Origin of the sequence: Sphingomonas daechungensis (assembly GCF_014489495.1) — a bacterium.
Lineage (GTDB): Bacteria > Pseudomonadota > Alphaproteobacteria > Sphingomonadales > Sphingomonadaceae > Sphingomicrobium > Sphingomicrobium daechungense.
This window is the reverse complement of the sequence record NZ_CP060780.1, coordinates 1,824,191-1,844,751: the sequence shown is the minus strand read 5'-3', so window position 1 is coordinate 1,844,751 and position 20,561 is coordinate 1,824,191. Positions and strand designations below refer to the sequence as shown.

The window sequence follows — 20,561 nt, the reverse complement described above, 5'->3', positions numbered from 1 at the left end:
CGGAGCATCCGCCGAATGGCAGTGGACGCATAGCTCAGTTGGTAGAGCAGCTGACTCTTAATCAGCGGGTCCTAGGTTCGAGCCCTAGTGCGTCCACCATTCCTTCCAGAACTATTTCCGACGATTGAGGAAGCTGGCAATTCCGGCCTGACCTTCCGGCATGGAAGCGGCCTGCACGATGGATTGCGCCTCAATTGCGAGGTGATCGGCCAGGCTGCGTTCGTAGCTCGTACGCAGAAGCCAGCGCGCCTTTCCCGTCGCCGCCATGGCTCCTCGGTCCAGGGCCGTCGTGATTTCGTCTTCTACCGAGCGCAGGTCTGAGGCCGGCACTACCCGGGAAACCAGACCGATGGCTTCGGCTTCTCGTGCCCCGATCCGGCGGTTCGTCAGCACCATTTCCTGGGCGCGACGGAGCCCGATCAGGCGCGGAAGCAGCCAGCTCGTTCCTCCATCCGGCGTCATGCCAATAGCAGTATAGGCTGAAGTGAAGTGCGCAGCCTCTGAAGCGAGCACGATGTCGCCCAGGATCGCCAGGCCCAAGCCTGCTCCTGCGGCGGGACCGTTGACGACCGTTACCAGCGGCTTCGACATCTCGAACAGTGTGACGATCCCCGATGAAGGTTGGACGTGATCCGGTCGATCACAGCCGAAGCGCCATCCGGTGCGGCCGCCATCGCGCGCACGTCACCACCTCCGCAAAACAGCGACCCTGCACCCGTCAGAACGACCACGCGGACTTCGCCGTCCGAGGCAACTTGCGCAGCGGCCTCAGCGAAAGCCTCAGCCAAATTCTCGTCGATCGTATTGCCGGCGTCGGATCGATTGAGAACGATCCGCGCGATGGCGCCGAAGCGCTCGATGTCGAGTTGCTCAATCATGCCGCAATCTCCTTCGCGCGGTTCTGGACCTGTGGGAGCCAGTGCGCCATCGTACGCAGATGGCCAACGACGACCTGATGCAACGTGTCGAGCGGCTCGAGGCGGAAAGCGCGATCCGGGCGCTTGCGGCGCGTTACTGCTTTGCCATCGACAACCATGATCTTGCCGCCGTTCGCGAACTCTTCACGGAGGACGCGCGCGTCTACTCCCGCGACGGCGTGATGGAGGCGACAGGGCGCGACGCAATCATCCGTCAGTACGAAGAGCGATTCCGCGTTCTGGGTCCCTCCAACCATGTCAGCCACGACCACTGGATACGGATTGGCGGAGCTGCGGACGGGGCCACGGGCACGTTGTCGGCCCATGCCGAGCTTTGGCGGAACGACCAAATGATGGTGACGGCTCTTCGCTACGAGGACGAATATCGGCGCGAGGATGGCGTCTGGCGGTTCGCGCAGCGAGAGCTTGCATTTCTCTATTACATCCCTGTCGCCGACTACGTGCGCGTGCTCGGCGAGGAGAAAAGGATGCGCGCATATGCGGAGCCCGCGCCGGCAGATTATCCGGAGCGCCTGTCGACCTGGCGCGACTATCGGTGATGGAACGACCCCCACGCAAATTCGAGGATCTCCAGGTCGGCGAAACTCGGCAGTCGCAGACGCGCACCGTGACCGTTGACGAGATCGTTCGCTTTGCTCGCGAATATGACCCGCAGTGGTTCCACTCCGACCCCGATGCCGCGCGAGAATCGCATTTCGGGGAGGTCGTCGCGAGCGGGGTCCACGTCCTCGCGATCTGGCGGCAACTCGACCATACGATGAATAGCGATATCGACTTCGTCTGCGGCATCGGTTTCGACGAGTTTCGGCTGGAGCACGCGCTTCGGCCCGGCGACACGGTGATTGCTCGATCCGAAGTTCTGGAATTGAAGCCATCCTCCAGTCGCAACGACCGCGGAACAGCGATTACGCAATATTTCCTGACGAACCAGCGCGGCGAAACGGTCCTCCGCTTCCGAAGCATCAATCTCGTCTACCGGCGGCATTCTGCAAGTTGAGCGCGAGAGCTTCGACCTCTTCTTCCGCCTTGCGCATCACCGTCTCAACGTCCTCCAGAGAGCCGAATGTCGGTGCGACGCGCACGCAATGAATGGGATCGATGCCGAAATAGAAGCGGAGGCAGTGTTCGAGGTGCGCTAGCTGATAGTCCAAGTGCGCCAATTCGCTCCCGGGCGGATATCTAGAGCGCCCGCACCGATCAGAACGGCGGTCCGGCCAGTGCCGTGGAAAGTTAGATTACCCGCCGCATCATTGGTGAAGGCCATCGTCGGCTGGATGATGCAATCGACGAAGTGCTTGAGGCGATACGGAAGACCGAAATTCCACATGGGGGTGGAAAACAGCCAGATGTCGAAGCTCAGCAGATGATCGACCATCGCGCGAAGGTCGTCCCAAACCGGCGTGAAACCCGCTTCGACATCGGCGCCGTGAATGAGGCGGTAGCGGCTCTCGATCATCGCGCCATCGAGTTCGGGCAAGTCGATGTCCCAAACGTCGAGCCGGTCGACTTTCATACCACCGAGCTTGCCGATCAGGTGATTGGCGATGGCTTCGGATCGTGAGCGCTCGCCGCGTGGGCTACCGACGATATGGAGCAGCCGCGCCATGGTCAGCCGAGATCGACGAGGACGTCTTCGTCCTGCAGCATGACCGGCCAAGTCGGGATCGGCTGATCGGTCAGTGTCCCCGCCGGCTTCCCATCTCGCAGGTCGAAGCGAACACCGTGAAGCGGGCAGAAAATGAAGCAGGCCTTCAGCTTGCCGCCTTCGAGCGGCGTGTACTGGTGACTGCAAATGGCGCCGACCGCGTAGATTCCCATCGGAGCCCGGGCGATGAGCACCGGCGTCCCGCGGACATCGAAAGCCTTGCTCCCGCTCTCGGGAATCTCGGACAAAGAAGCAACGCGTTCGAAGGCCATCCTATTTGCGCTGGTCGAAACGGCGTCCGAGCATGGCGCTGGCAATGTTGACCTTCTGGATGTCGATCGCGCCGCCCGCGATCCCCCACCCCCAGGCGTCGCGAAGACGCCGCTCCATCGGAAACTCCTTCGAATAACCGTAGGCGCCCATGAGCTGCACAGCATCGCCGGTCACTTCGCGCGCAATCGAGTTGGCGAAGCACTTGGCGACCGAACTGTCGAGGACGCTTGGAAGGCCCTCCTCTGCATTGCCGGCAGCACGCCAGATCAGCAGCCGCGCGGCCTCGACCTTCATCTGCATTTCGGCGAGCTTCATTTGAACGGCCTGGAAATCGACCAGCGGCTTGCCGAACTGCCGGCGTTCCTGGACATATTGAAGAACGTCTTCGAGCGCTCCGCTGGCCTGTCCCAAAGCCATGGTCGCATTGCCGCAGCGTTCCAGGTCGAATGCCTCCATCAGCTGCTTGAAGCCGCCTGCGGGAACGATGATGTTCTCCGCAGGAACAGAACAGTCGTCGAAGTTGAGATCCGCCGAGGGAATGCCCCGGAAACCCATCAACTCCTCGTTCGGACCGAACGTCAGCCCAGGCGCGTCCTTCTCGACCAGCACGGCGCCGATGCCTTTCGCGCCGGGATCGTCGGACAAACGGCAGTAGACGACGTAGGCGTCCGCATGCCCGCCCCCGAGCACCAGCGCTTGGTGCCGTTCAGGGTCACGACGTCGCCGTCGAGAACGCCCCGAGTCTTGAGGTCGGTCAACGCGCTTCCCGCGTCGGGCTCGGACATGGCGACGGCGACGATCATCTCGCCACTGCAAACTTGGGGTACCACGCGGTCTTTCAACGCCTGGCCAGCAAAATGCTCAACCGCGCGAACCGGGCCGACCATCGATTCGAAGATCGGGAAGGCGACCGCCGAAGAGATCTTGGCAAACTCCTCCAGAACGATCAGGGCGTCGACGCTTCCGAGGCCAAGCCCGCCAAGCTCGGCGGGCGCGTTGATGCCGAGGAAGCCCATCCCGGCGTATCGCCGCACCAAGTCGCGTGACGGAGGCCGGTTGTCGCGTTCCAACTGGGAAGCGATGTCCGGAAGCTCCGCACGGGCGAATTCGCGGGCCGCAGCCTGAAGTTCGCGCTGCTGTTCGGTCAGTCGAAAATCCATCTTGCTATCCGCTTCTCCCGCCTGTTCTCGGCTGTCTCCCGAGTTCAGAAAAAAGTCAAACATGATTGTTTTTTTATTGATGCCAATGTAACGCTTTGGACAAAGGAATAGAGGGATCCCCACGGGTGGACGCAGCAACCACGGAACGCATCCGCGAAGGGATGATCTACGAGGCCAATCGCAAAGGCCCGCCTGAGGGCTTTCCGCGTTTCCCCGACATCCCTGCTGGCCGGTACGTCGATCCGGAGTTCCTGGCCCTGGAGCAAGCCGGGCTGTGGAAGCGAAGCTGGTTATACGCTGGCCACAAGGACCAATTGCCGGAAGCAGGAAGCTGGTTCCTGACCAAGAAGACGGGCTCACCGATCGTCGTCGTACGCGGTCTCGATGATACGATCAGGGCCTTCTACAACACCTGCCGTCACCGGGGGCACCGCTGGTGAAGGAAGACGACGGCCAAGGTCGTGGTTTCGTCTGCGGCTATCATGGATGGAGCTACACTCTCGATGGCAAGCTGGTCGCCGTTCGCGACAAGCGCGACTTCGTGGACATTGACTTCGCCTGTCACTCGCTGATTCCGGTCGCCTGCGAAACGCTCGGCGGCTGGATCTTCGTGAACGAGGATGAGGACGAGCCACAGCCTTTGCGGGAAGCGCTTGGACCCGTGGCGGCCGAGCTGGACCAATTTCAGCCGGAGACCCTGACCTTAGTCGACTCCCGAAGCTACGACGTCGGCTGCAACGTGAAGGTCCTGCTCGACGCCTTCCTCGAGGTTTATCACCTCAAGTCGATCCATCAGAACACGGTGGACCGCTTTCTCGACTATCGCGGAACGACGATCACGCTTTGGCCGGGCGGTCATTCACGGATGACGACGCCAAACCGGCGGCCCGACTGGGTGGACCCGGGCACCATCGGACTGCCTGAAATCCCGACCGTCACGGAGATTCCGCGCCTTAACAACGTCAGCTACTACATCTTCCCGAACATCGTGATGCCGCCTGCCGCAACCGGAATGCCCATGCTGGTGTTCTGGCCTGTGACAGACAGTACGATGCGGATCGAATGCCACTGGTTCAGCCCGCCTTTCGGACCCGAGGGCCGAAGCGACTTGTGGGACAAGCGCATCAGCAATTTCGAGCGCATTCTCGAGGAGGACACCCAGTTCGCGCCGCAAATCCAAGAGTCGCTTGAAAGCCCCGGGTTCAAGGGCATGACGCTCTGCTATCAGGAGCGCAGGATCTACCATTATCATGAAGAGTTCGACCGCCGGATCGGGCGAAACCGCATCGCCGCCGACTTACGCGTGGAGCCAGTTCTGGATTCGTGGGTAGAGCCTGCGTGAACCGCCAACCTCTGGACATCGATGCGGCCGTGGAAAGTGACGGGCCGGCGTTCGGCTTGACCAACGCCGAGCTGGCCGAGCGGCCTACGGTCTATCGCGACGATTTGCTGGACGGGAAAGTCGTGCTGGTTTCCGGTGGCGGCACCGGGATCGGCAAGGCCATTGCCTTTCTCGCGGCGCGACTTGGCGCCGACGTCGCCATTTGCGGACGGACGGACTCAAAGCTCGAGGAAGCCCGCGATGCGATTGCGGCAAGCACGGGGCGCGAGCCACTGATTGCCGCAATGTCTATTCGCGAACCCGAGGCCGTCGAGCAATTGCTGGACACTGTCCACGACCGCTTCGGGCGGCTGGACACCGTGGTGAACAATGCTGGCGGCCAGTTTCCCCAGGACGCCATCGACTTCAGCCGGAAAGGCTGGAGCGCGGTCATCGATCTCAATCTCAACGGTACCTGGTGGATGATGCAGGAGGCGGCTCGGCGCTGGCGGTATAAGGGCGTCGGCGGCAACATCGTGAATATCGTCGCGCATGTCGAACGCGGCATGCCCAAGCGGCTCACAGCTGCGCAGCTCGCGCCGGTGTTATCTACCTCTCGAAGACCATCGCGACCGAATGGGCTCCGCTGAACATTCGCGTGAACTGCGTGGCGCCGGGAACGATCGAGACAGAGGGGTTCACCGTTTACCCGCCCCATGCCCTCGCCCGCTTCCACGAGGCCAATCCCATGAAGCGCCTGGGCAATGCCTGGGATGTCGCCGAGGCCTCCGTCTATCTTGCTTCCGATGCGGCCAATTTCGTCACGGGTGAAGTCCTGACGGTCGATGGCGGGATGGCGCAATGGGGCGTCGTCTGGCCTGCGGGCATGCCGGACTATTTCGACGTGGGCGGAGGCGCCTGAACCGGAGGACGTGATGGCCGACACGGTATTGCAGCGCATTCCGCGCGATCAGCTTTCCAGCGAATGGCAAGGCGCATGGGACATGCTCAACGGTCTCACCGGGGAGCCGACGTTCATCGAAGCGATGGCGAACGCACCGGAGCTTCTGCAATTCGCGATGGTCGAATTCTACCAGAAGATCTTCTTCGGAGGACGGGTCGCGGAGAAGTACAAGCAGCTTCTGCGGCTTCGACTGAGCCTCGCCCACGGCTGCCGCAGCTGCAATCTGCAGAATACCGCAGGGCTGAAGAGCATCGGCTACGACCAGGGGCATATCGATGCCATCGAAGGCGACCGGTCTGTCTTCGAGCCCGCTGAGCGCGCAGTTCTGGAGTTCGGGGACGAAATGCTGCTGACCAATCCGGCCGGCCGGCTCGATCGCGATCTCTATGCAAAGCTTCGCGCGCAATTCGACGACGCGCAAATCTGCGAACTCGGGGTCGTTGCAGGCTTTATCGGCGGGATGGCGAAGATGGCCTTCGTCCTCGACCTGGTCGAGAAAGAGCAGACCTGCCCCTTTGTCGCTGCTGCCTAGCGCGCCGAGAAGACCAACAGCAGGTTGCCCGGCATATGGTAGTAGAGCCCGTAGCCTGAGTTCACGACGACATAGCCATCTGCGACAGCTGCGCCTGGACCGCTCATTCCCCCGCCTTTCCCGGTCTCACCCGTGATCGTCTTCACCGGCTGCGTCGTGTCGTAGGCCCAGACAATCTTTCCCGTCCGGGAATCATAAGCCCGGAACTGACCGTCGAGGTGACCCGCGAAAACGATATTCGGGATGGAAGTCACGGCCGAGCTAATGCCGGGATCGCAAAATTGCTTACTGCCGCAATTGTTGGGAGCAAATGCGCGCCAGAGGATCTTGCCATTCGTAGCATCGACGGCGTGGATACCCGCACCTCGAATGCTGGCGTCGTACTTTCGGCCATCACGGGTGTCAGCCATGTCATTGATCGGCACGAGCACACGATTGCCCTCGGCCGACATTCCGAAATGTACTCCGCCCTGAGTGCCGCCATGTCCCAGCCGGGTGCGCCAGAGGATCTTGCCGGTCGTAGGATCGATCCCGTGGACGACGCCAGACTTTTGGCCCGCCACGACAATGTCCTTGCCCCCTAGGGGATCAGCAACGGAGAGGCTGCGACGTCGAGGTCCGGCCCGTTCTCCTTGGGACAATTGGCATTCTTCATCATGCAGCCGACGTTCCACGCGTCGCCTGTCGTCAGCTGAGCCGTCCACCGGCGCTTTCCGGTCTTCGCATCGACGGCGATGACCGCGTCGCTGTTCCCGTCCGCCGGCGTCGAGTAGTTTTCGCCGCTGCCGAAATAGAGGAGCCCACGCTTGGCGTCGTAGGTCGGACTATTCCATACCGGGGCTCCGGACGGTCCCAGGATATCCGTGCCGCTGCTCGTCTTGCCCACCTTTCTGGCGGGCTGAGGAACGGTGAACGTCCGCCACCGCTCCGCTCCAGTGGCAGGATCAAGCGCAACCACGTTTCCGCGGAAGGTGCAGCACGCGTAGGCGGGATCGGCGGCTGACGTGACCTCAAGCGAAGACACGGGCACGAAGAGCATGCCGGCGGCGAGGCTTGGAGTACCAGTAATCGTCGCGTTCGGGTGATTGTCGACCTTGCGCTGCCAGATCTCGGCGCCGTTCATGGCGTTCACGGCATAGGCGCGGCCAAGAATATCACCGAAGTAGAGACGCTTGGTTGCAGCGTCGGCGACGATTGCAGTCCGAACCTCAGCCGAGATCCGCTTGCTCCAGCGCAAGCAGCCGCTGGCGAGATCGAACGCATAAAGCGTTCCGTCATGACCGCCGACGAAGACAGTGCCCCAGCCGATCGACGGCTGCGAGCGGGCGCGGATCGCTCCCGGATAGGCGAACGCCCATTTCACTTTAAGCTTGGGGACGTCCTGGGCCGACAGGCCGGCAACGGACGCGGGCACGAAACGCCGGTTATCCAGCCCCCACCCCACTGCCGCGGGTGGAGGACCACCAGCCAATTGCGGGGAGCTGCACTGCTTCGGAGGCTCCGGCGGACGGTAATCGGCCAAGCTGATCCGCGACAGATATTCAGCTATCTGCACTCGCTCCTGAGAACTCAGCGACGCAGCCTGCTTGCTCATCAGGCCACCGTTCATTGCGGCGAGGATCGCGTCGGGAGCCATCATCTCCAACCACACCTGGTTGGGAGCCTTAGGCACGGTGCCGTTGTGGCACATCGCGCAATTGTTCTCGAAGAGGTCTTTGCCCGGATGGTTTTCGATGTCGATTGGCTTGCCGGCGCGCGACTGGAATTCATCCGTCGACTGAACCAGCTCACCGGCTTGATTATCGGCCTCGCTCCGCTTCCCACAAGCCGACAGGCCGATCGCCAGCGCAGCGGCGGCAAGGCACACCCCCACGCGCTGGCGGATCGTCATCGAATCATCCGAGGAGCGACCTCTCACCAGTTCGCTATCCGCGCTCGGGCGCCGGAGGTGGCGGCGGTGGCGGAGGCGGCGGCACCGGGCAGGCATCCGTCGCCAGGATCACCGATCCATCGCCGCAGGTCTGAGTTGCCGGCGGCGGAGGGGGTGGCGGCGGGGGTGGCGGAGGCGGCGGTGGCGGCGGAGCAGCGCGCTCGGACGAGAAGTGAATACCGCCCTGGATGCCGAAGTAGCGCGGCGGGCCGTACTGGCTGTTGAGCCAGAGACCAGCGACGTTTTGCGACGCCGTGCGATACCTCTTGTCCGTCAGGTTCTGTCCAACCAGGCGGACGTAGTAACGATCGTCGAGGTCCGCCAATGTGATCGAAGCGTCGACCAAAGTCCGCGCGTTCAGGTACGTATTGCCAGCCGGGTCCGTAATCGACTGGGTGAACAGATTTCGGCTCTGATACGCCACTGTTCCGTCGAAGGTCAGGTCGAAGCTACCCAGCGGCACCCGATAGTTGGCGCCCAGGGTCCACTGCCACCGCGGCGCACGGTCGAGCGGCGAACTGGACAGGTCGTAGCCTGCGTTCGGTGCCGTGTATTCATCGTACTTGGCGTCCTGGAATCCGAGGACGCCTCGGAAGGTCAGGTTGCGGACCGGCTTGGCCGTGAGTTCCGCCTCAATGCCCTTCACCGTCGCCGCGGCAGCGTTGACGAAGATGGTCACCTGGTTGGGATTGCCGTTGACGATGATCGGAACGTTGAGCTGCTTTTGGAGATCCTTATATTTCACATAGAAGCCGGTCAGGTTGGCGCGCACGCGATGGTCCGCGAGATCTGTCTTGATGCCGACTTCATAGCTGCTCGCCGTTTCCGGCTTGGTTGCGCGCGCCGCCGTGCGGAACGCATCCAGATCGGTACCGAAAGCCGCGAATCCGCCGATCTGATCGTTGTATCCGCCGCCTTTGTAGCCGGTGGCATGGGTTGCATAGAGGAAGATGTCGTCGGTGGCCTGGTAACCGAGGCTGAGACGGTATGTGAGCTTCTTCGACTTGTCGGTCAGTTTGATGACGTTAGCCGAGTAGTTGTAGACGCTGGCATCCAGCGGCTCGTCGATAGTGATCGTCGGGTCGAAACCGCCTTCCAGTTCCGGGATGAAAACCTGCTGGCGTCCACGCCACGTCTTGTCGTCCCAGGTTTGGCGAACGCCGGCGGTAAAGGTCAGGCGGTCGGTGAACTTGTAGTTCCCTTCCGCAAAAACTGCCTTCGATGTCGCCTTTTGCGCGTTGCAGAGGATGTACGGCGTGTCGTTCCAATTCCCAAACGGAAGCGGACCCGAGACGAGGTCGAGGAAGCCAAGTAGCTGGGACACGCAGAAGTCCACGGTGTCGTGCTGGTAGAAGGCACCGGCAACGAACTGGAATGGCCCCTGCAAGTTGCTCGCGAACCGAAATTCCTGCTGGAACGTCTTGCGGTCGTCATCGCGGCTTGCGTCGAAGACCGATAGCCGCTGGCTATCTGCGGCCACGGCCGTCACGCCCGCGTAGGAATTCGGAAGCCGGGACGTCTGCTTGCGCCAGCCGGTCACCGACGTCAGTGTTCCGACGGGCGTCCGGTAATCGATGTTGGCGTAGAGGCCATTCACATTGATGCGCTGGATGTCGCGCTGGAACGTGTCGTCCCTCAGCGTGATGCCGCTGTTATTGAGCGGATCGCTGCTACCGTTTGGCACTTTCAAGCCCAGTAGATCGGTGAGGAACGGCACGGTCCCGGTGTAGATCTGATTCTCATTTACTGACGGAACCGTATCGGATCGATCCCGCAGCATCTCGTACTGGAACAGGGCCCTTAGGTTCGGCGTCGGCTCGATGAGCACCTTCGCACGGCCGTAGAAAACGTCCTTGCCGCCGACACGGCCGTCGTTGAGGCAGCCCTGAACGCCATCGAACTTCGACGGGAATGCCGGGTCGAATGCCGGTGTGTTCGGATCGTCGGAGAGATTATAGACGGGGCCGTAACACGCCTTGTTCTTGTAGTAGCCATCGCTCTTTTCATAACCGCCGACGAGCCTGACCGCGGCAATGTCGCCGAGCGGAATGTTGACCGCCCCCTTCACTCCGATCGAACCGAAGCTGCCGTAGGTCCACTCGCCCTGGGCAGAGGTCACGCCGAGCTCAGGCCGCTTCGTTCGCACGGTAACGGCGCCGCCTGAGCTATTCTTGCCGAACAACGTGCCCTGCGGTCCGCGCAGCACCTCGACCTGCGAAACGTCGAAGGTGTCCAGCAATTGGGTCTGGACCGAGGGCATGACGAAGTCATCGACGAGCACCACGACGGGCGGCTCGAAATAGACGATGATGTTGTTCTGGCCGACACCGCGCATCGCAAAGCTGGCAGCATTGAAGCCTGTGATGGTTTCGGCGGAAAAGTTGGGGACGAATACGGCAAGATCGCCGATATTGTCTGGATTACTCTGCGCGATCAGGTTCTGATCGATCGCCGAGACCGCGATGGGAGTGGTCTGCAGGTTTGAGTCCCGCCGAGTCGCCGTGATCACGATCTCGTTGATCTGGCCTTCGGTTGCGGCTTGCGCAGCCGGCTGTTGCTGATCGACTGCTGACGTCGCGGAGCCTGCCGGCGGCGCGTCGGCGGGTGGCGGCGGTTCGGTTGTCCCTCCTGCGGGAGCCTCCTGGGCATTGGCCGCAGCAGCAAGCATCGTGGCCATGGCGAAGGTCGCTATCGAAGTCGCGTATCGAGCCGAGCGCATCATGTTCTCCCCTATTCGCGTGCCCGGTGCATCAGCATGCCGCCCGACCGAGCCTCTCCCGTTTCCAAAGCTGGCACAGCCGTAAATAACAATCAATCATGTTTGTTTTTTTCTTGTCTCTGTGTGACAGTTTCTCCGCGGTCGGTTGCAGAGCGCAATTCGCTTCCTCTTGCCCTATTGGAGATCGCTAAGAGAACCAAGCTTCGCAGGCTATTGAAAAACAGTCATGATTGTTTTTTAAAGGCCGTCCATTTCCGCGCAGAGGAGAGAGTCGCGATGGGTTTCGACTTCAATGGATGGGACATCCACGTCGGTTCGCCGCACCCATTCAATGATCGAGCTCCCCGGATCGACAACGGAACCGGGCGGCCTGATCCGAAGCGCTATTACGACAAGGACTGGATGCGCTCAGAATGGGACCGCGTTTGGACCCGAACCTGGTTGCTCGCTGCTGTGGAGTCCGACCTCCGCGAACCGGGCGATTTCGTAAAGTTCGACATTCTCGACGAAAGTTTCGTCGTCGTCCGCGACAAGAATGGATCGCTACGCGCCCACTACAATGTCTGCCCGCATCGCGGCAGCCAGCTGGTCCTCTCCGACTTCGGCTCGATCGACCAATTCACTTGCCCATTTCATAGCTGGCAGTTCGCGCTCGACGGGAACAACACCAAAGTAACCGACGCCGAGACGTTCGATCCAGACGTCCTTTGCCATGGCACGAATATGACCAGTGTCCGCTGCGAGAGCGCGGCCGGCCTCGTGTTCGTCTGCATAGACCCGGAAGCACCGTCGCTGACCGAGTATCTCGGGCCTCTCGTCGAGCAGCTCCAGCTCTACGACATCGGCTCGATGAACGTCATTCACCACAAGCAGTCGGAATGGGGAGCGAACTGGAAGGGCGGAGTGGATGCCTTTTACGAGCTCTACCATCTCCACTCGGTTCATCCGCAAACACAGGCGGTGATGGACGATCGGACGCAGATCGACCTCTATCCGAACGGAATGAGCCGACAGTTCGTGCCCTTCGCCCAGCCTAGTCCGCGCTTTCCGGATCAGACAACGGTGAACGCGGGCATCAAGATGATGCTGGCCGACGCGGGTATCGACCCAGAGTCTTTTTCGGGCACCGCGCAGGAGAGCCGGGCGGCGATCCAGGCAGCAAAGCGTGAGCGGGCCAAAAAGTACGAACTCGATTACGACAAGTTCAGCGATACGCAGCTAAGCGATTCCACCATCTACGGAATCTTCCCGAACGTGCAGATCGGTTGCCATCCGGAGGCGGTTTTCATCCACCGCTTCCTTCCGCACCCCACAAACGCGGAGCAGTTCACCTACGACAACATCATCGCGTTCCGGCACATCGACGCGCCCGGATACCGCGCTCCCGCCTGGATGGGCTTGTCAGACGATGTCGATACGACGGGAATGATCCGCCCCGACGTGTCTCGGGTACCGCTCGGAGTTCCCCCCGAGCTTGGCGAGGTGCTCGACCAAGACTCCGAACTGCTGCCGATCGTCCAGAAAGGTGCACGGTCACGCGGTTTTCGCGGGCCTCTGTGGAGCTACCAGGAAGGGCGTCTGCGGCACTTCCACGTTGAGCTCGACCGATACATTTCCGGCGAGAAATAGGGGCAAGTCAGTATGAGCTACACATTCCTTGCCCGCTTCCGGGTGAAACCCGATCACGACGCCGAATTCGCCGATCTCATTGACGCTATGGAAGCCAATGCGAAGGACGAACCCAAGACGCTCGAGTACAAGTTCTACCGTCTCGACGACAGCGGAGGATTTGCAGTGTTCGAGAGCTTCTCGGACGAAAGCGGCGATCAGGAGCACCGCGACAACCCAGCCAACGCGCCGATCATCGAGCGAATGATCGGATGCATGGAAGACGGCTATGAACGCGAATTCCTGCTCCCGGTGCGCAAGGCGTGAGCCTTCGGCCGTTCACGCTGGGCGAATTGCTGCGCCAAAGCGCGGCCGAAAACGGTGAACAGGACGCCCTAGTCTTCCCTTCGTCGCGCCAGTCTCACGCACAATTGAATGAAGCTGCCCGCCGCTGGGCGAAGGCGTTCATCGCCATGGGCGTGGAGCCGGGACAGAATATCGGCATCCTGCTTTCGACCCGTCCGGAGTTCGTCGAGCTGCTGTTCGGAGTTGCGATGGCCGGAGCCACCGCAGTTCCCGTCAATGCCCGTTATCAAGCGGGCGAGCTCGCATACCTGGTTAAAGACGCAGACCTCGTTGCCTTGGTTACAACCGGCAAAGTGGCCGACAGTCTCGATTTCGGCGCCCGCCTTCACTCAGCGCTTCCGAGTCTTGCAGTCGCAACAGACCCAAGGCAACTAAACCTCCCCGAGGCGCCCCTCCTCCGAACGATTGTGTGCGTCGATCCGCCGTGCACGGAAGGAATGCGCTCCGCCGCGGATGTCATCGCTGAAGGCCAACACGTGAGCGATGCCGAAGTGGACGCCCGGATCGATTCCGTAGACCCACAATCGATCGGTCTCATCCTCTACACTTCGGGAACGACGGCAAATCCCAAGGGTGCATGATCCGGCATCGCGGGATCGTAGGAACAGTCGCAACCTTGCCGACCGTTACCGCATCGAAGCCGGCGATCGCTTCTGGTCGCCGCTCCCGATCTTCCACATCGCCGGCATCCTGCCGATGGTCGCGTCGATCGACCGCGGCGGCGCCTATCTGACCATTCCGGCATTCGATCCGGCGGTAGCGCTCGAGATGCTCGAGAATGAACGCGCGACCCATGCCTACCCCTGCTTCGTCACGATCATGCAGGACCTGATCGAGCATCCGCGCTTCCAGACGACCGACCTGTCGAGCGTTCGCCTGATGAACAGCAATTTCGCGGTTCAGCCTGACTGGATCCGCGAAAAGATGCAGGCGGCGATGCCGCACACGACGCAAGTGGGCACATATGGGCTGACGGAAGGATCCGGCACCATTTGCACCAGCCGGCCTGACGATCCCTACGAACTGCGCGTCTACCGGTTAGGCGTTCCTCTCGATGATTGGGAAGTGAAGATCTGCGATCCCGAATCAGGGAAGAATTGGCTGTCGGCGAGAGGGGCGAGATCGTTGCCCGTGGACCCAACATGCTCGCTGGCTACTACAACGCTCCCGAAAAGACCCGCGAGACGATCGACGCCGACGGCTGGATGCACACCGGCGACATCGGCTCGATCGATGAGCACGGCCACATCATGTTCCACGGCCGCACCAAGGACATGCTCAAGGTGGGTGGCGAGAATGTTGCCGCGGCCGAGATCGAGGGCGTTCTTCAGTCGCACCCGGCGGTGAAGTTGGCTCAGGTCGTGGGCATCCCCCACCCTCGCTACGTCGAGGTACCGGCAGCGTTCGTCGAATTGACCGGCGGCGCGCAGGTCGGCGAGGCTGAACTTCTCCAGCACTGCGAGGGAAAGCTGGCTCGCTTCAAGATTCCGCGTGCCATTCGGTTCGTGACGGAATGGCCAATGTCGACATCCAAGATCCAGAAATTCCGGCTCCGCGACAGGCTCGTCGAGGAACTGGCGCAAGGAGCAGATGCATGAGTGAAGCGCGGTCGTTCATTGCCAAGCTGGTGGTCAAGCCGGAACGTCGCGATGAGTTCGTGAACCTTCAATCGGAGCTCAAAGGCCTGGTCCACGCGCAGGAGCCGGATGCACTGGTCTACGAGCTGCTGCAGTCCGACGACGATCCCAACACCTTCTTCTGTGTCGCGACGTTCAAGGATCAGGGGCGTTCGATCACCACATGGGGATCGACTTCCACGATCGCCTCGTTCCGCCGATCCTCGATTGCCTCGCCCAGGACATGGAGCTCAGCTTCCACCGCTCCCTGAGCTAGCTCATCTCCCGCCACGGCGTGCGGTGATCCCAATCCTCAGCGGCGCTGCGCACGGCACCGAAGAAACGGTGCATCTCGGGCATGTCGGGAAGCACCTCAACCATGAAGCCGCCTGCTGCCGTCGTATCGACGTAGGTGAAATCGATGTTTCCGAAGCGGCCGCTTGATGCGGTCGGAAAGCCGAGCGCGTTGTAGCGAGCGGTTTCCTCGAATACGTCCGGCACGATCACCGCGACATGATGGAATGCCATTCCGCCGGGCGGTCCGTCGGGAAATATGTCGCGATAAACCGACGGCGTCTGGTCGTGTTGCTCGACCAACTCAATCTGCACGTCGCCGGCCTGAGTGAGGCAAAGGCTGAAGTCCGTTCGCTGCGGGACACCGCGATGATGCGGCACGTCGAGCTGGATATGCCGGATCATAAGGAAGGGCCGACCTGCATGGACTGTGACAGGCGCTCGGCGGCCGCCTCCAGGCTATCGACGACCCACGCCATCTGAACCACGCGTGCTCCAGGCAGAATCATAAGCGCTCCGGATGTTCGATCAGCTTGGCCAGCGCCGCCAGGAACCGCGCGCCGTCGGCGCCGTCAATGGCACGGTGGTCGCAGCTCAAGGACAAGTGCAGCACGGGAACGATGCGGATCGCGCCGTCGTCGTCGATCGGCTCCGGACGTGCCGCGCCGACGGCGAGGATCGCGCCCTGCGGCGGATTGATGATCGCGTCGAACTGCTCGACTCCATAGGGCCGAGGTTGCTCAGCGAGAAGCTCCCGCCCTCGATTTCTTCCTGCTTGAGTTTCGATGATCGAGCGCGCGCGGCGAGGTCTCCAACCGCCTCACGGATCTGCTCGACCGACAGCGATTCCGCTGAGCGAAGGACCGGCGTCAGCAGCCCTTTGTTGGTCGCTACGGCAATGGCGATGTCGGCCGTCGGAATGCGGTGAATCTCCGTGCCGCGGACCTGGATGTTGACCTCCGGCACTTCGCGTAGCGCGAGCGCGACGGCACGCGTCAGGTAATCGTTGACGCTTCCCCGGCGACCGGCTGCCTCCCGCGCCGAAAGCAGACGATCCGCACGAACCCGGCGGCGCAGATAGAAATGCGGGATCGTTTGTTTCGCTTCGGTCAGCCGACGGGCGATCGCTTTGCGCATCGGCGACATGGCGACAATCTCGATTTCACCGCTCGGTGCGGCTGCTCCGGCACCTGCGGCAGAAAGGACATCGTCCTTGCAGATGCGGCCGCGCGGCCCCGTTCCTTTGAGAGCTTTCAGGTCCACGCCGTGCCTTGCCGCCAGCCGGCGCGCCATCGGAGAAGCGAAGCCATTGCCTTCGCCCTGCGCGTCGAAGGGACCCTTCAACTGCGGATCAGCCGGCGGACGCAGGGCCTGCTCGACGTCTTGCAGCATGATCCTTCCGCCGCGGCCGCTGCCCGCAATAGATGAAACGTCCAGGTGCCCAGACTCGGCCCGGGCACGTGCGGCCGGGCTGATGGCCAGACTGTCATCGATTTGCGGAGCTGCTGGCGGTACTTCGGTCTCGGCCGCTGCTTCGGCGATCATGTCCTCGGTGTCGCTCGCCGCCATGCGTGCATCGGCCGGACGGAAGGCAGCGATAAATGCATCGACCTCGGCGCTAGGCTCGTCGTCGCCATACACCGCCAGCAAGGCACCAACTGGCAAAGTCTCCCCCTGCTGTGCGACGATGCGCACGAACTTGGCGTCGGCCTCGGCTTCGACCTCGTTCGTGATCTTGTCGGTCTCGATGAGCGCAATGACCTCACCGCGCGCGAACGGCTTTCCCTCCTCGACGGACCATTCACCGATCATGCCTTCCGACATTTCGATGCCCCACTTGGGCATGGTGAAAGCCTTGAGCGGCATCGATCCTAGCTCCGGAAGGCGAGCGCCTTGCGCACCGCCTCCTCGACCTTCTGCGGAGACGGCAGCCAGGCTCGCTCCAGCTCTCGCGCGAACGGGATCGGCGTGTGGGGTGCGGTCACCAGTTCCGGTGGCGCCTTGAGCGACGAGAACGCCTTGGCAGTGACCAAGGCAGAAATGTCGGCGGCCAGGCTGCACCGCGGCGGGCTTTCGTCGACGACGACCAGACGGCCCGTTTGCTCGACGCTGTCGAGGATCGTCTCTTCGTCGAGCGGGCTGGTGGTGCGGAGGTCGATGACGTCGCAACCGATCCCGTCGGCCGCCAGCTTGTCCGCAGCCTTCTCCGAAAAGTTCACCATACGGCCGCAAGTCACGATCGTGACGTCGCCGCCCTCGCGCGTGAGGCGGGCGTGGCCGAACGGAACGCGATGTTCGCCCTCAGGCACCTCGCCCTTCACGCCGAACATTGCCTTGTGCTCGAAGAAGAGCACCGGATCGTCCCCACGGATCGCCTCCGTCAGCAAGCCTTTCGCGTCGGCCGGTGTCGCCGGCAAAGCGATCTTCAGGCCGGGCATGGAGGTCATCATCGCGTAGACCGACTGGCTGTGCTGGGCGGCCGCGTTCATTCCGGCGCCGTAGATTAGCCGGATCACGGCGGGGCACTTGGTCTTGCCTCCGAACATGTATCGGAACTTGGCCATCTGGTTCCAGATCTGGTCGAGGCTGACGCCAACGAAGTCGGCGAACATCAGCTCGGCGATCGGTCGCTTGCCCGCTAGCGCCGCGCCCGCGGCGGCACCGACGATCGCGCTTTCGCTGATCGGCGTATCGATGACCCGGCCGGGGCCGAATTTCGCGTAGAGCCCGCCCGTGGCGCCCCAAATGCCCCCGATGGCTTCCGGCCCGCCAGCGGTTCCCATGCCGCCGACGATATCCTCGCCAAGCGCGATGACGGTCTCGTCGCGCTCCATCTCCTCGGCGATCGTGCGATTGATCGCCTCGCGGATCGACATCACCGCCATCAGTAGCTCACGTACACGTCTTCGAGGACGGCCTCCGGCGGAGGCGGCGGCGCAGCTTTTGCTTCGGCGGTGGCCTCGTCGATAAGCGTGCCGACTTCGCCATCAATCACATCCACATCGTCCGCGGAAATGTCGGCGAACTCTCGGACGCGGCTTCGGAAGGCCTTCAGGCAATCTCGGCTCTCACGAATGCGGTCGAGCTCGCCCGGTCCGCGATAGCGTTGGGGATCGCCCTCGAAGTGGCCGTAGAAGCGCTCCGTATCCAGCTCGATTGCCGCAGGTCCGCCCCCGCCACGGACATGGTCGAGAAGGTCGCGCATGGCTTCGAAGGTCGAAAAGAAATCGCAGCCGTCGGCGCGCCACGCCTTCATACCGAACGCCTCCGCCCGGCTGGCAATGTCGTTCGACGTTCCGACCGAATAGTCGACGCCCGTGTGCTCCGAATAATGATTATTCTCGAACACGAAGACGGCCGGGACCTTAAGGACGACGGCCAGGTTCATCGCCTCGAACGTGGTGCCCTGGTTGCAGGCGCCGTCGCCGGAGAAGGCGACCGAGACCTTTCCCCTTCCGTCGAGCTTGGCACTGATTGCCGCTCCGACGGCGATGGGAGCACCCGCTCCGACGATGCCATTTGCGCCCAGCATGCCGATGGAAATGTCAGCGATGTGCATGGAGCCGCCCTTGCCTTTGCACAGGCCGCCGGCGCGTCCGTAGATCTCCTGCATCATCGCTTTGACGTCGCAGCCTTTGGCGATGCAGTGCCCATGCCCGCGGTGCGTGGAGACGATGTAATCGTCGTCGGCGAGGTGATGGCAGACGCCCACCGCCGCGGCCTCCTGCCCGCAGTAGAGATGGGTGAAGCCGGCGATCTCTCCCGTCTTTATTTCGTCGTGAAGCCGCTCCTCGAAGGCACGGATCGTCGCCATCCTGCGGTAGGCGGTCAGGAGATCGTCCCTGCCGAGCTGACTCATTGTACGCCCCCCTTGGCGAGATAGTCGTCCAGGACCTTGTGGAAGTGGCGGATGCGGAGCTCCTGGTCGCCGATCCACAGGCCCGGGAAACCGGACGAATGCATGCCCTTCTGCACGTTGGGCAGGTTGAAAGCGTCCTGGTCGAGCACGAGGCCGATCGACTTGTCACCATGCTTGAAATGCTGGTGCTTCGGCCGGCGATATTCGCGCTCCGGGTCGTCCTTTTCGGCGTCCGGAAGCTCGAAAACCCAGATGTCGTAAAGCATCTTGTCGGGGTCGTCCGGGTGCGGCCGCTGACGGAACAGCATCAGGTCGTCGGCATGAGTGTTCAGCGTGACGTTCGGGAAGATCGTGTAGTGGTAATCGTCGGTCAGTTGATCGTCGTTTAGCTCGGAATAGTCGCGGCCCTTCTTGTGGCCGAACTTGCGCATGTGACGCTGGATCGCCTTCCGGATCCCGGTCATTGGACCTTCGTAATCGGCCGGGTCCATGCCGGCCTTTTCCATCATGAACTGGATCGGCGGCGGGATCTGCGAAGGTAGCGCCTTGCGCGGGCTGATCGTCCCGAACGGGATCAAATAGCGATTGTGCTTCCCGAAACAGTCGATCTGCAGATTGACGTCGTCGAGGTACCACATCAGCTGCGGGTGAATGCCCTGGACGTGATAGCTTTCGTTGAAAGCGTCGACGCTCGCTTTCCAGTTGCAGTTCCATTCGACGGTGATGTCGCGCACCCACCGCATCCGCTCGAAATGATACGGCGACAAGTGCGCATTCACCGGGTCGAGATAGTCGGCCAGCGGCTCGGCATCGGGGTTCAATGAGAACCAGACGAAGCTTCCCCACTCGCCTGCGGGAAGCGCTTGGATGCGGCCGCCCGGCGGGCAGCCCTGCGGGAAGCTGGAGAGGTCCGGAATGTGCTCGATGCTGCCGTCGAGGCCGTAGGTCCAGTGATGGTACATGCACTGGAATTTCTCGGCATTGCCGAGACCTTCGGGACGAAGACGGTTGCCGCGGTGGAGGCAGACGTTGTGAAACGCCTTCACCGAGCCATCGGGCTGCCGGACGATGAGGACACTTTCCTTGCCGATGTCGGTGCAGATATAGTCGCCGGACTCAGGCATGTCGTCGCTTCGGCCGGCGAGCAGCCACACCTTCGTCCAGACATGTTCCCACTCGAGCGCCATGAATTCTCGGCTGAAGTATCGATCGGCGGGAATGACGTCGTAGCCGAGCTCAGGGTCGGGCACCTTCTCGACGGGCGTGCCATTGCCCGCGACGGCGGGACTGACCCGCTCGATCTTGACCTCCCGCTTGACGTCCACCGTGGCCGCCC

At 62.0% G+C, this 20,561-nt stretch carries 24 protein-coding genes, 1 tRNA gene and 3 pseudogenes; 13 read left to right on the top strand and 15 right to left on the bottom strand.

Going from position 1 to position 20,561, the window contains the following annotated elements; all coding sequences use genetic code 11:
• The first annotated feature begins 23 nt into the window (after nt 1–23).
• A tRNA-Lys gene (locus tag H9L15_RS09920) sits at nt 24–99 on the top strand.
• 12 nt (nt 100–111) lie between these two features.
• Here the strand turns inward: H9L15_RS09920 and H9L15_RS19635 are convergent.
• Both H9L15_RS19635 and H9L15_RS19630 read right to left on the bottom strand, forming a co-directional pair.
• Nucleotides 112–591, bottom strand: coding sequence for an enoyl-CoA hydratase/isomerase family protein (locus tag H9L15_RS19635; protein WP_317617486.1), 480 nt, complete (start codon nt 589–591; stop codon nt 112–114).
• Nucleotides 573–878: an enoyl-CoA hydratase-related protein gene (locus H9L15_RS19630; RefSeq protein WP_317617485.1), complete on the bottom strand. Its 306-nt coding sequence runs from the start codon at nt 876–878 to the stop codon at nt 573–575. The genes H9L15_RS19635 and H9L15_RS19630 overlap by 19 nt, the downstream gene beginning before the upstream one ends.
• A 41-nt stretch (nt 879–919) precedes the next feature.
• Here H9L15_RS19630 and H9L15_RS09910 point away from each other — a divergent pair, with 41 nt between their 5' ends.
• Together H9L15_RS09910 and H9L15_RS09905 are read left to right on the top strand one after the other, a co-directional pair.
• Nucleotides 920–1,477 carry a nuclear transport factor 2 family protein gene (locus H9L15_RS09910; protein WP_223276152.1) on the top strand — a complete coding sequence of 186 codons (558 nt, stop codon included), beginning with the start codon at nt 920–922 and terminating at the stop codon, nt 1,475–1,477.
• Nucleotides 1,477–1,935 (top strand): MaoC/PaaZ C-terminal domain-containing protein, encoded by a 459-nt coding sequence (locus H9L15_RS09905; protein ID WP_187713970.1) that lies wholly within the window; start codon nt 1,477–1,479, stop codon nt 1,933–1,935. The genes H9L15_RS09910 and H9L15_RS09905 overlap by 1 nt, the downstream gene beginning before the upstream one ends.
• On the opposite strand, the gene H9L15_RS09900 is transcribed toward H9L15_RS09905, so the two are convergent.
• Genes H9L15_RS09900 through H9L15_RS17595 form a run of 5 tightly spaced genes read right to left on the bottom strand, consistent with a single transcriptional unit; the run spans nt 1,901 to nt 4,079 of the window.
• Nucleotides 1,901–2,089 carry a hypothetical protein gene (locus H9L15_RS09900; protein ID WP_187713969.1) on the bottom strand — a complete coding sequence of 63 codons (189 nt, stop codon included), beginning with the start codon at nt 2,087–2,089 and terminating at the stop codon, nt 1,901–1,903. The two genes, H9L15_RS09905 and H9L15_RS09900, sit on opposite strands and share 35 nt — an antisense overlap.
• The gene (locus tag H9L15_RS09895; RefSeq protein ID WP_187713968.1) at nt 2,074–2,544 is read right to left on the bottom strand and encodes an NAD(P)H-dependent oxidoreductase; all 471 of its coding nucleotides are present in this window, start codon (nt 2,542–2,544) and stop codon (nt 2,074–2,076) included. The genes H9L15_RS09900 and H9L15_RS09895 overlap by 16 nt, the downstream gene beginning before the upstream one ends.
• Before the next feature lie 2 nt (nt 2,545–2,546).
• Nucleotides 2,547–2,855 (bottom strand): Rieske (2Fe-2S) protein, encoded by a 309-nt coding sequence (locus H9L15_RS09890; protein WP_187713967.1) that lies wholly within the window; start codon nt 2,853–2,855, stop codon nt 2,547–2,549.
• Between the two features lies 1 nt (nt 2,856).
• Nucleotides 2,857–3,546: an acyl-CoA dehydrogenase family protein gene (locus H9L15_RS17600; RefSeq protein ID WP_223276151.1), complete on the bottom strand. Its 690-nt coding sequence runs from the start codon at nt 3,544–3,546 to the stop codon at nt 2,857–2,859.
• On the bottom strand, nt 3,435–4,079 hold the full coding sequence (locus H9L15_RS17595) for an acyl-CoA dehydrogenase family protein (protein WP_223276150.1): 645 nt from the start codon (nt 4,077–4,079) through the stop codon (nt 3,435–3,437). The genes H9L15_RS17600 and H9L15_RS17595 overlap by 112 nt, the downstream gene beginning before the upstream one ends.
• A 62-nt stretch (nt 4,080–4,141) precedes the next feature.
• Between H9L15_RS17595 and H9L15_RS17590 the strand changes: the two genes are divergently transcribed.
• From H9L15_RS17590 to H9L15_RS09870, 4 genes and pseudogenes are all read left to right on the top strand, one after another.
• Entirely contained in the window at nt 4,142–4,456 is a 315-nt protein-coding gene (locus H9L15_RS17590) for a Rieske 2Fe-2S domain-containing protein (protein ID WP_262984777.1), read from the top strand.
• Nucleotides 4,453–5,358 (top strand): aromatic ring-hydroxylating oxygenase subunit alpha, encoded by a 906-nt coding sequence (locus H9L15_RS17585; RefSeq protein ID WP_262984776.1) that lies wholly within the window; start codon nt 4,453–4,455, stop codon nt 5,356–5,358. Before H9L15_RS17590 ends, H9L15_RS17585 begins: the two co-directional genes overlap by 4 nt.
• Nucleotides 5,340–6,259: pseudogene (locus H9L15_RS09875) on the top strand (SDR family oxidoreductase). The gene H9L15_RS17585 and the pseudogene H9L15_RS09875 overlap by 19 nt, the downstream one beginning before the upstream one ends.
• A 13-nt stretch (nt 6,260–6,272) precedes the next feature.
• A complete protein-coding gene (locus tag H9L15_RS09870; protein WP_187713966.1) occupies nt 6,273–6,833 on the top strand; it encodes a carboxymuconolactone decarboxylase family protein in 561 nt (186 codons plus the stop codon).
• On the opposite strand, the gene H9L15_RS17580 is transcribed toward H9L15_RS09870, so the two are convergent.
• From H9L15_RS17580 to H9L15_RS09860, 3 genes are read right to left on the bottom strand one after another with little or no spacing between them, the layout of a single operon-like run.
• Complete coding sequence (locus H9L15_RS17580) at nt 6,830–7,396, bottom strand: PQQ-like beta-propeller repeat protein (RefSeq protein ID WP_262984775.1); 567 nt, start codon at nt 7,394–7,396, stop codon at nt 6,830–6,832. The genes H9L15_RS09870 and H9L15_RS17580 overlap by 4 nt on opposite strands.
• A gap of 17 nt (nt 7,397–7,413) precedes the next feature.
• Nucleotides 7,414–8,724: an outer membrane protein assembly factor BamB family protein gene (locus H9L15_RS09865; protein WP_223276148.1), complete on the bottom strand. Its 1,311-nt coding sequence runs from the start codon at nt 8,722–8,724 to the stop codon at nt 7,414–7,416.
• Nucleotides 8,725–8,758: 34 nt separating this feature from the next.
• The gene (locus H9L15_RS09860) at nt 8,759–11,482 is read right to left on the bottom strand and encodes a TonB-dependent receptor (protein ID WP_262984774.1); all 2,724 of its coding nucleotides are present in this window, start codon (nt 11,480–11,482) and stop codon (nt 8,759–8,761) included.
• Between the two features lie 276 nt (nt 11,483–11,758).
• Here H9L15_RS09860 and H9L15_RS09855 point away from each other — a divergent pair, with 276 nt between their 5' ends.
• From H9L15_RS09855 to H9L15_RS09840, 6 genes and pseudogenes are all read left to right on the top strand, one after another.
• Nucleotides 11,759–13,111, top strand: a complete 1,353-nt coding sequence (locus H9L15_RS09855) for an aromatic ring-hydroxylating oxygenase subunit alpha (RefSeq protein ID WP_187713965.1) — start codon at nt 11,759–11,761, stop codon at nt 13,109–13,111.
• A 12-nt stretch (nt 13,112–13,123) separates the two neighbouring features.
• On the top strand, nt 13,124–13,417 hold the full coding sequence (locus tag H9L15_RS09850) for a putative quinol monooxygenase (protein ID WP_187713964.1): 294 nt from the start codon (nt 13,124–13,126) through the stop codon (nt 13,415–13,417).
• A complete protein-coding gene (locus H9L15_RS18885) occupies nt 13,414–14,037 on the top strand; it encodes an AMP-binding protein (protein ID WP_262984773.1) in 624 nt (207 codons plus the stop codon). Before H9L15_RS09850 ends, H9L15_RS18885 begins: the two co-directional genes overlap by 4 nt.
• Nucleotides 14,030–14,491 (top strand): annotated as a pseudogene (locus H9L15_RS18880) (AMP-binding protein); the annotation flags it as partial. The gene H9L15_RS18885 and the pseudogene H9L15_RS18880, both read left to right, overlap by 8 nt.
• A gap of 62 nt (nt 14,492–14,553) precedes the next feature.
• Nucleotides 14,554–15,054: a class I adenylate-forming enzyme family protein gene (locus tag H9L15_RS18875; protein WP_262984772.1), complete on the top strand. Its 501-nt coding sequence runs from the start codon at nt 14,554–14,556 to the stop codon at nt 15,052–15,054.
• Nucleotides 15,051–15,344, top strand: a complete 294-nt coding sequence (locus H9L15_RS09840) for a putative quinol monooxygenase (RefSeq protein ID WP_223276147.1) — start codon at nt 15,051–15,053, stop codon at nt 15,342–15,344. The genes H9L15_RS18875 and H9L15_RS09840 overlap by 4 nt, the downstream gene beginning before the upstream one ends.
• Before the next feature lies 1 nt (nt 15,345).
• Here H9L15_RS09840 and H9L15_RS09835 read toward each other — a convergent pair whose 3' ends face one another.
• The 5 genes and pseudogenes from H9L15_RS09835 to H9L15_RS09815 all read right to left on the bottom strand — a co-directional run bounded on the left by H9L15_RS09835 (nt 15,346) and on the right by H9L15_RS09815 (nt 20,550).
• Nucleotides 15,346–15,771, bottom strand: coding sequence for a VOC family protein (locus H9L15_RS09835; protein WP_187713963.1), 426 nt, complete (start codon nt 15,769–15,771; stop codon nt 15,346–15,348).
• Nucleotides 15,772–15,871: 100 nt separating this feature from the next.
• Nucleotides 15,872–17,178 (bottom strand): annotated as a pseudogene (locus H9L15_RS09830) (2-oxo acid dehydrogenase subunit E2).
• Nucleotides 17,179–17,237: 59 nt separating this feature from the next.
• Nucleotides 17,238–18,251 (bottom strand): alpha-ketoacid dehydrogenase subunit beta, encoded by a 1,014-nt coding sequence (locus tag H9L15_RS09825; protein ID WP_317617484.1) that lies wholly within the window; start codon nt 18,249–18,251, stop codon nt 17,238–17,240.
• Nucleotides 18,251–19,225 (bottom strand): thiamine pyrophosphate-dependent dehydrogenase E1 component subunit alpha, encoded by a 975-nt coding sequence (locus H9L15_RS09820; protein WP_223276146.1) that lies wholly within the window; start codon nt 19,223–19,225, stop codon nt 18,251–18,253. Before H9L15_RS09820 ends, H9L15_RS09825 begins: the two co-directional genes overlap by 1 nt.
• A complete protein-coding gene (locus tag H9L15_RS09815) occupies nt 19,222–20,550 on the bottom strand; it encodes an aromatic ring-hydroxylating oxygenase subunit alpha (protein ID WP_187713962.1) in 1,329 nt (442 codons plus the stop codon). Before H9L15_RS09815 ends, H9L15_RS09820 begins: the two co-directional genes overlap by 4 nt.
• Nucleotides 20,551–20,561: the final 11 nt, after the last annotated feature.

Excerpts from the sequence above, each read along its gene's own strand:
- H9L15_RS09860 (WP_262984774.1), bottom strand. The coding sequence starts at position 11,482 with ATGCGCTCGGCTCGATACGCGACTTCGATAGCGACCTTCGCCATGGCC.
- H9L15_RS09850 (WP_187713964.1), top strand. The coding sequence starts at position 13,124 with ATGAGCTACACATTCCTTGCCCGCTTCCGGGTGAAACCCGATCACGAC.
- H9L15_RS09820 (WP_223276146.1), bottom strand. The coding sequence starts at position 19,225 with ATGAGTCAGCTCGGCAGGGACGATCTCCTGACCGCCTACCGCAGGATG.
- H9L15_RS17595 (WP_223276150.1), bottom strand. The coding sequence starts at position 4,079 with ATGTTTGACTTTTTTCTGAACTCGGGAGACAGCCGAGAACAGGCGGGA.
- H9L15_RS19635 (WP_317617486.1), bottom strand. The coding sequence starts at position 591 with ATGTCGAAGCCGCTGGTAACGGTCGTCAACGGTCCCGCCGCAGGAGCA.
- H9L15_RS09840 (WP_223276147.1), top strand. The coding sequence starts at position 15,051 with ATGAGTGAAGCGCGGTCGTTCATTGCCAAGCTGGTGGTCAAGCCGGAA.
- H9L15_RS09890 (WP_187713967.1), bottom strand. The coding sequence starts at position 2,855 with ATGGCCTTCGAACGCGTTGCTTCTTTGTCCGAGATTCCCGAGAGCGGG.
- H9L15_RS09825 (WP_317617484.1), bottom strand. The coding sequence starts at position 18,251 with ATGGCGGTGATGTCGATCCGCGAGGCGATCAATCGCACGATCGCCGAG.
- H9L15_RS09870 (WP_187713966.1), top strand. The coding sequence starts at position 6,273 with ATGGCCGACACGGTATTGCAGCGCATTCCGCGCGATCAGCTTTCCAGC.
- H9L15_RS09865 (WP_223276148.1), bottom strand. The coding sequence starts at position 8,724 with ATGACGATCCGCCAGCGCGTGGGGGTGTGCCTTGCCGCCGCTGCGCTG.
- H9L15_RS09895 (WP_187713968.1), bottom strand. The coding sequence starts at position 2,544 with ATGGCGCGGCTGCTCCATATCGTCGGTAGCCCACGCGGCGAGCGCTCA.
- H9L15_RS09835 (WP_187713963.1), bottom strand. The coding sequence starts at position 15,771 with ATGATCCGGCATATCCAGCTCGACGTGCCGCATCATCGCGGTGTCCCG.
- H9L15_RS09855 (WP_187713965.1), top strand. The coding sequence starts at position 11,759 with ATGGGTTTCGACTTCAATGGATGGGACATCCACGTCGGTTCGCCGCAC.
- H9L15_RS19630 (WP_317617485.1), bottom strand. The coding sequence starts at position 878 with ATGATTGAGCAACTCGACATCGAGCGCTTCGGCGCCATCGCGCGGATC.
- H9L15_RS09905 (WP_187713970.1), top strand. The coding sequence starts at position 1,477 with ATGGAACGACCCCCACGCAAATTCGAGGATCTCCAGGTCGGCGAAACT.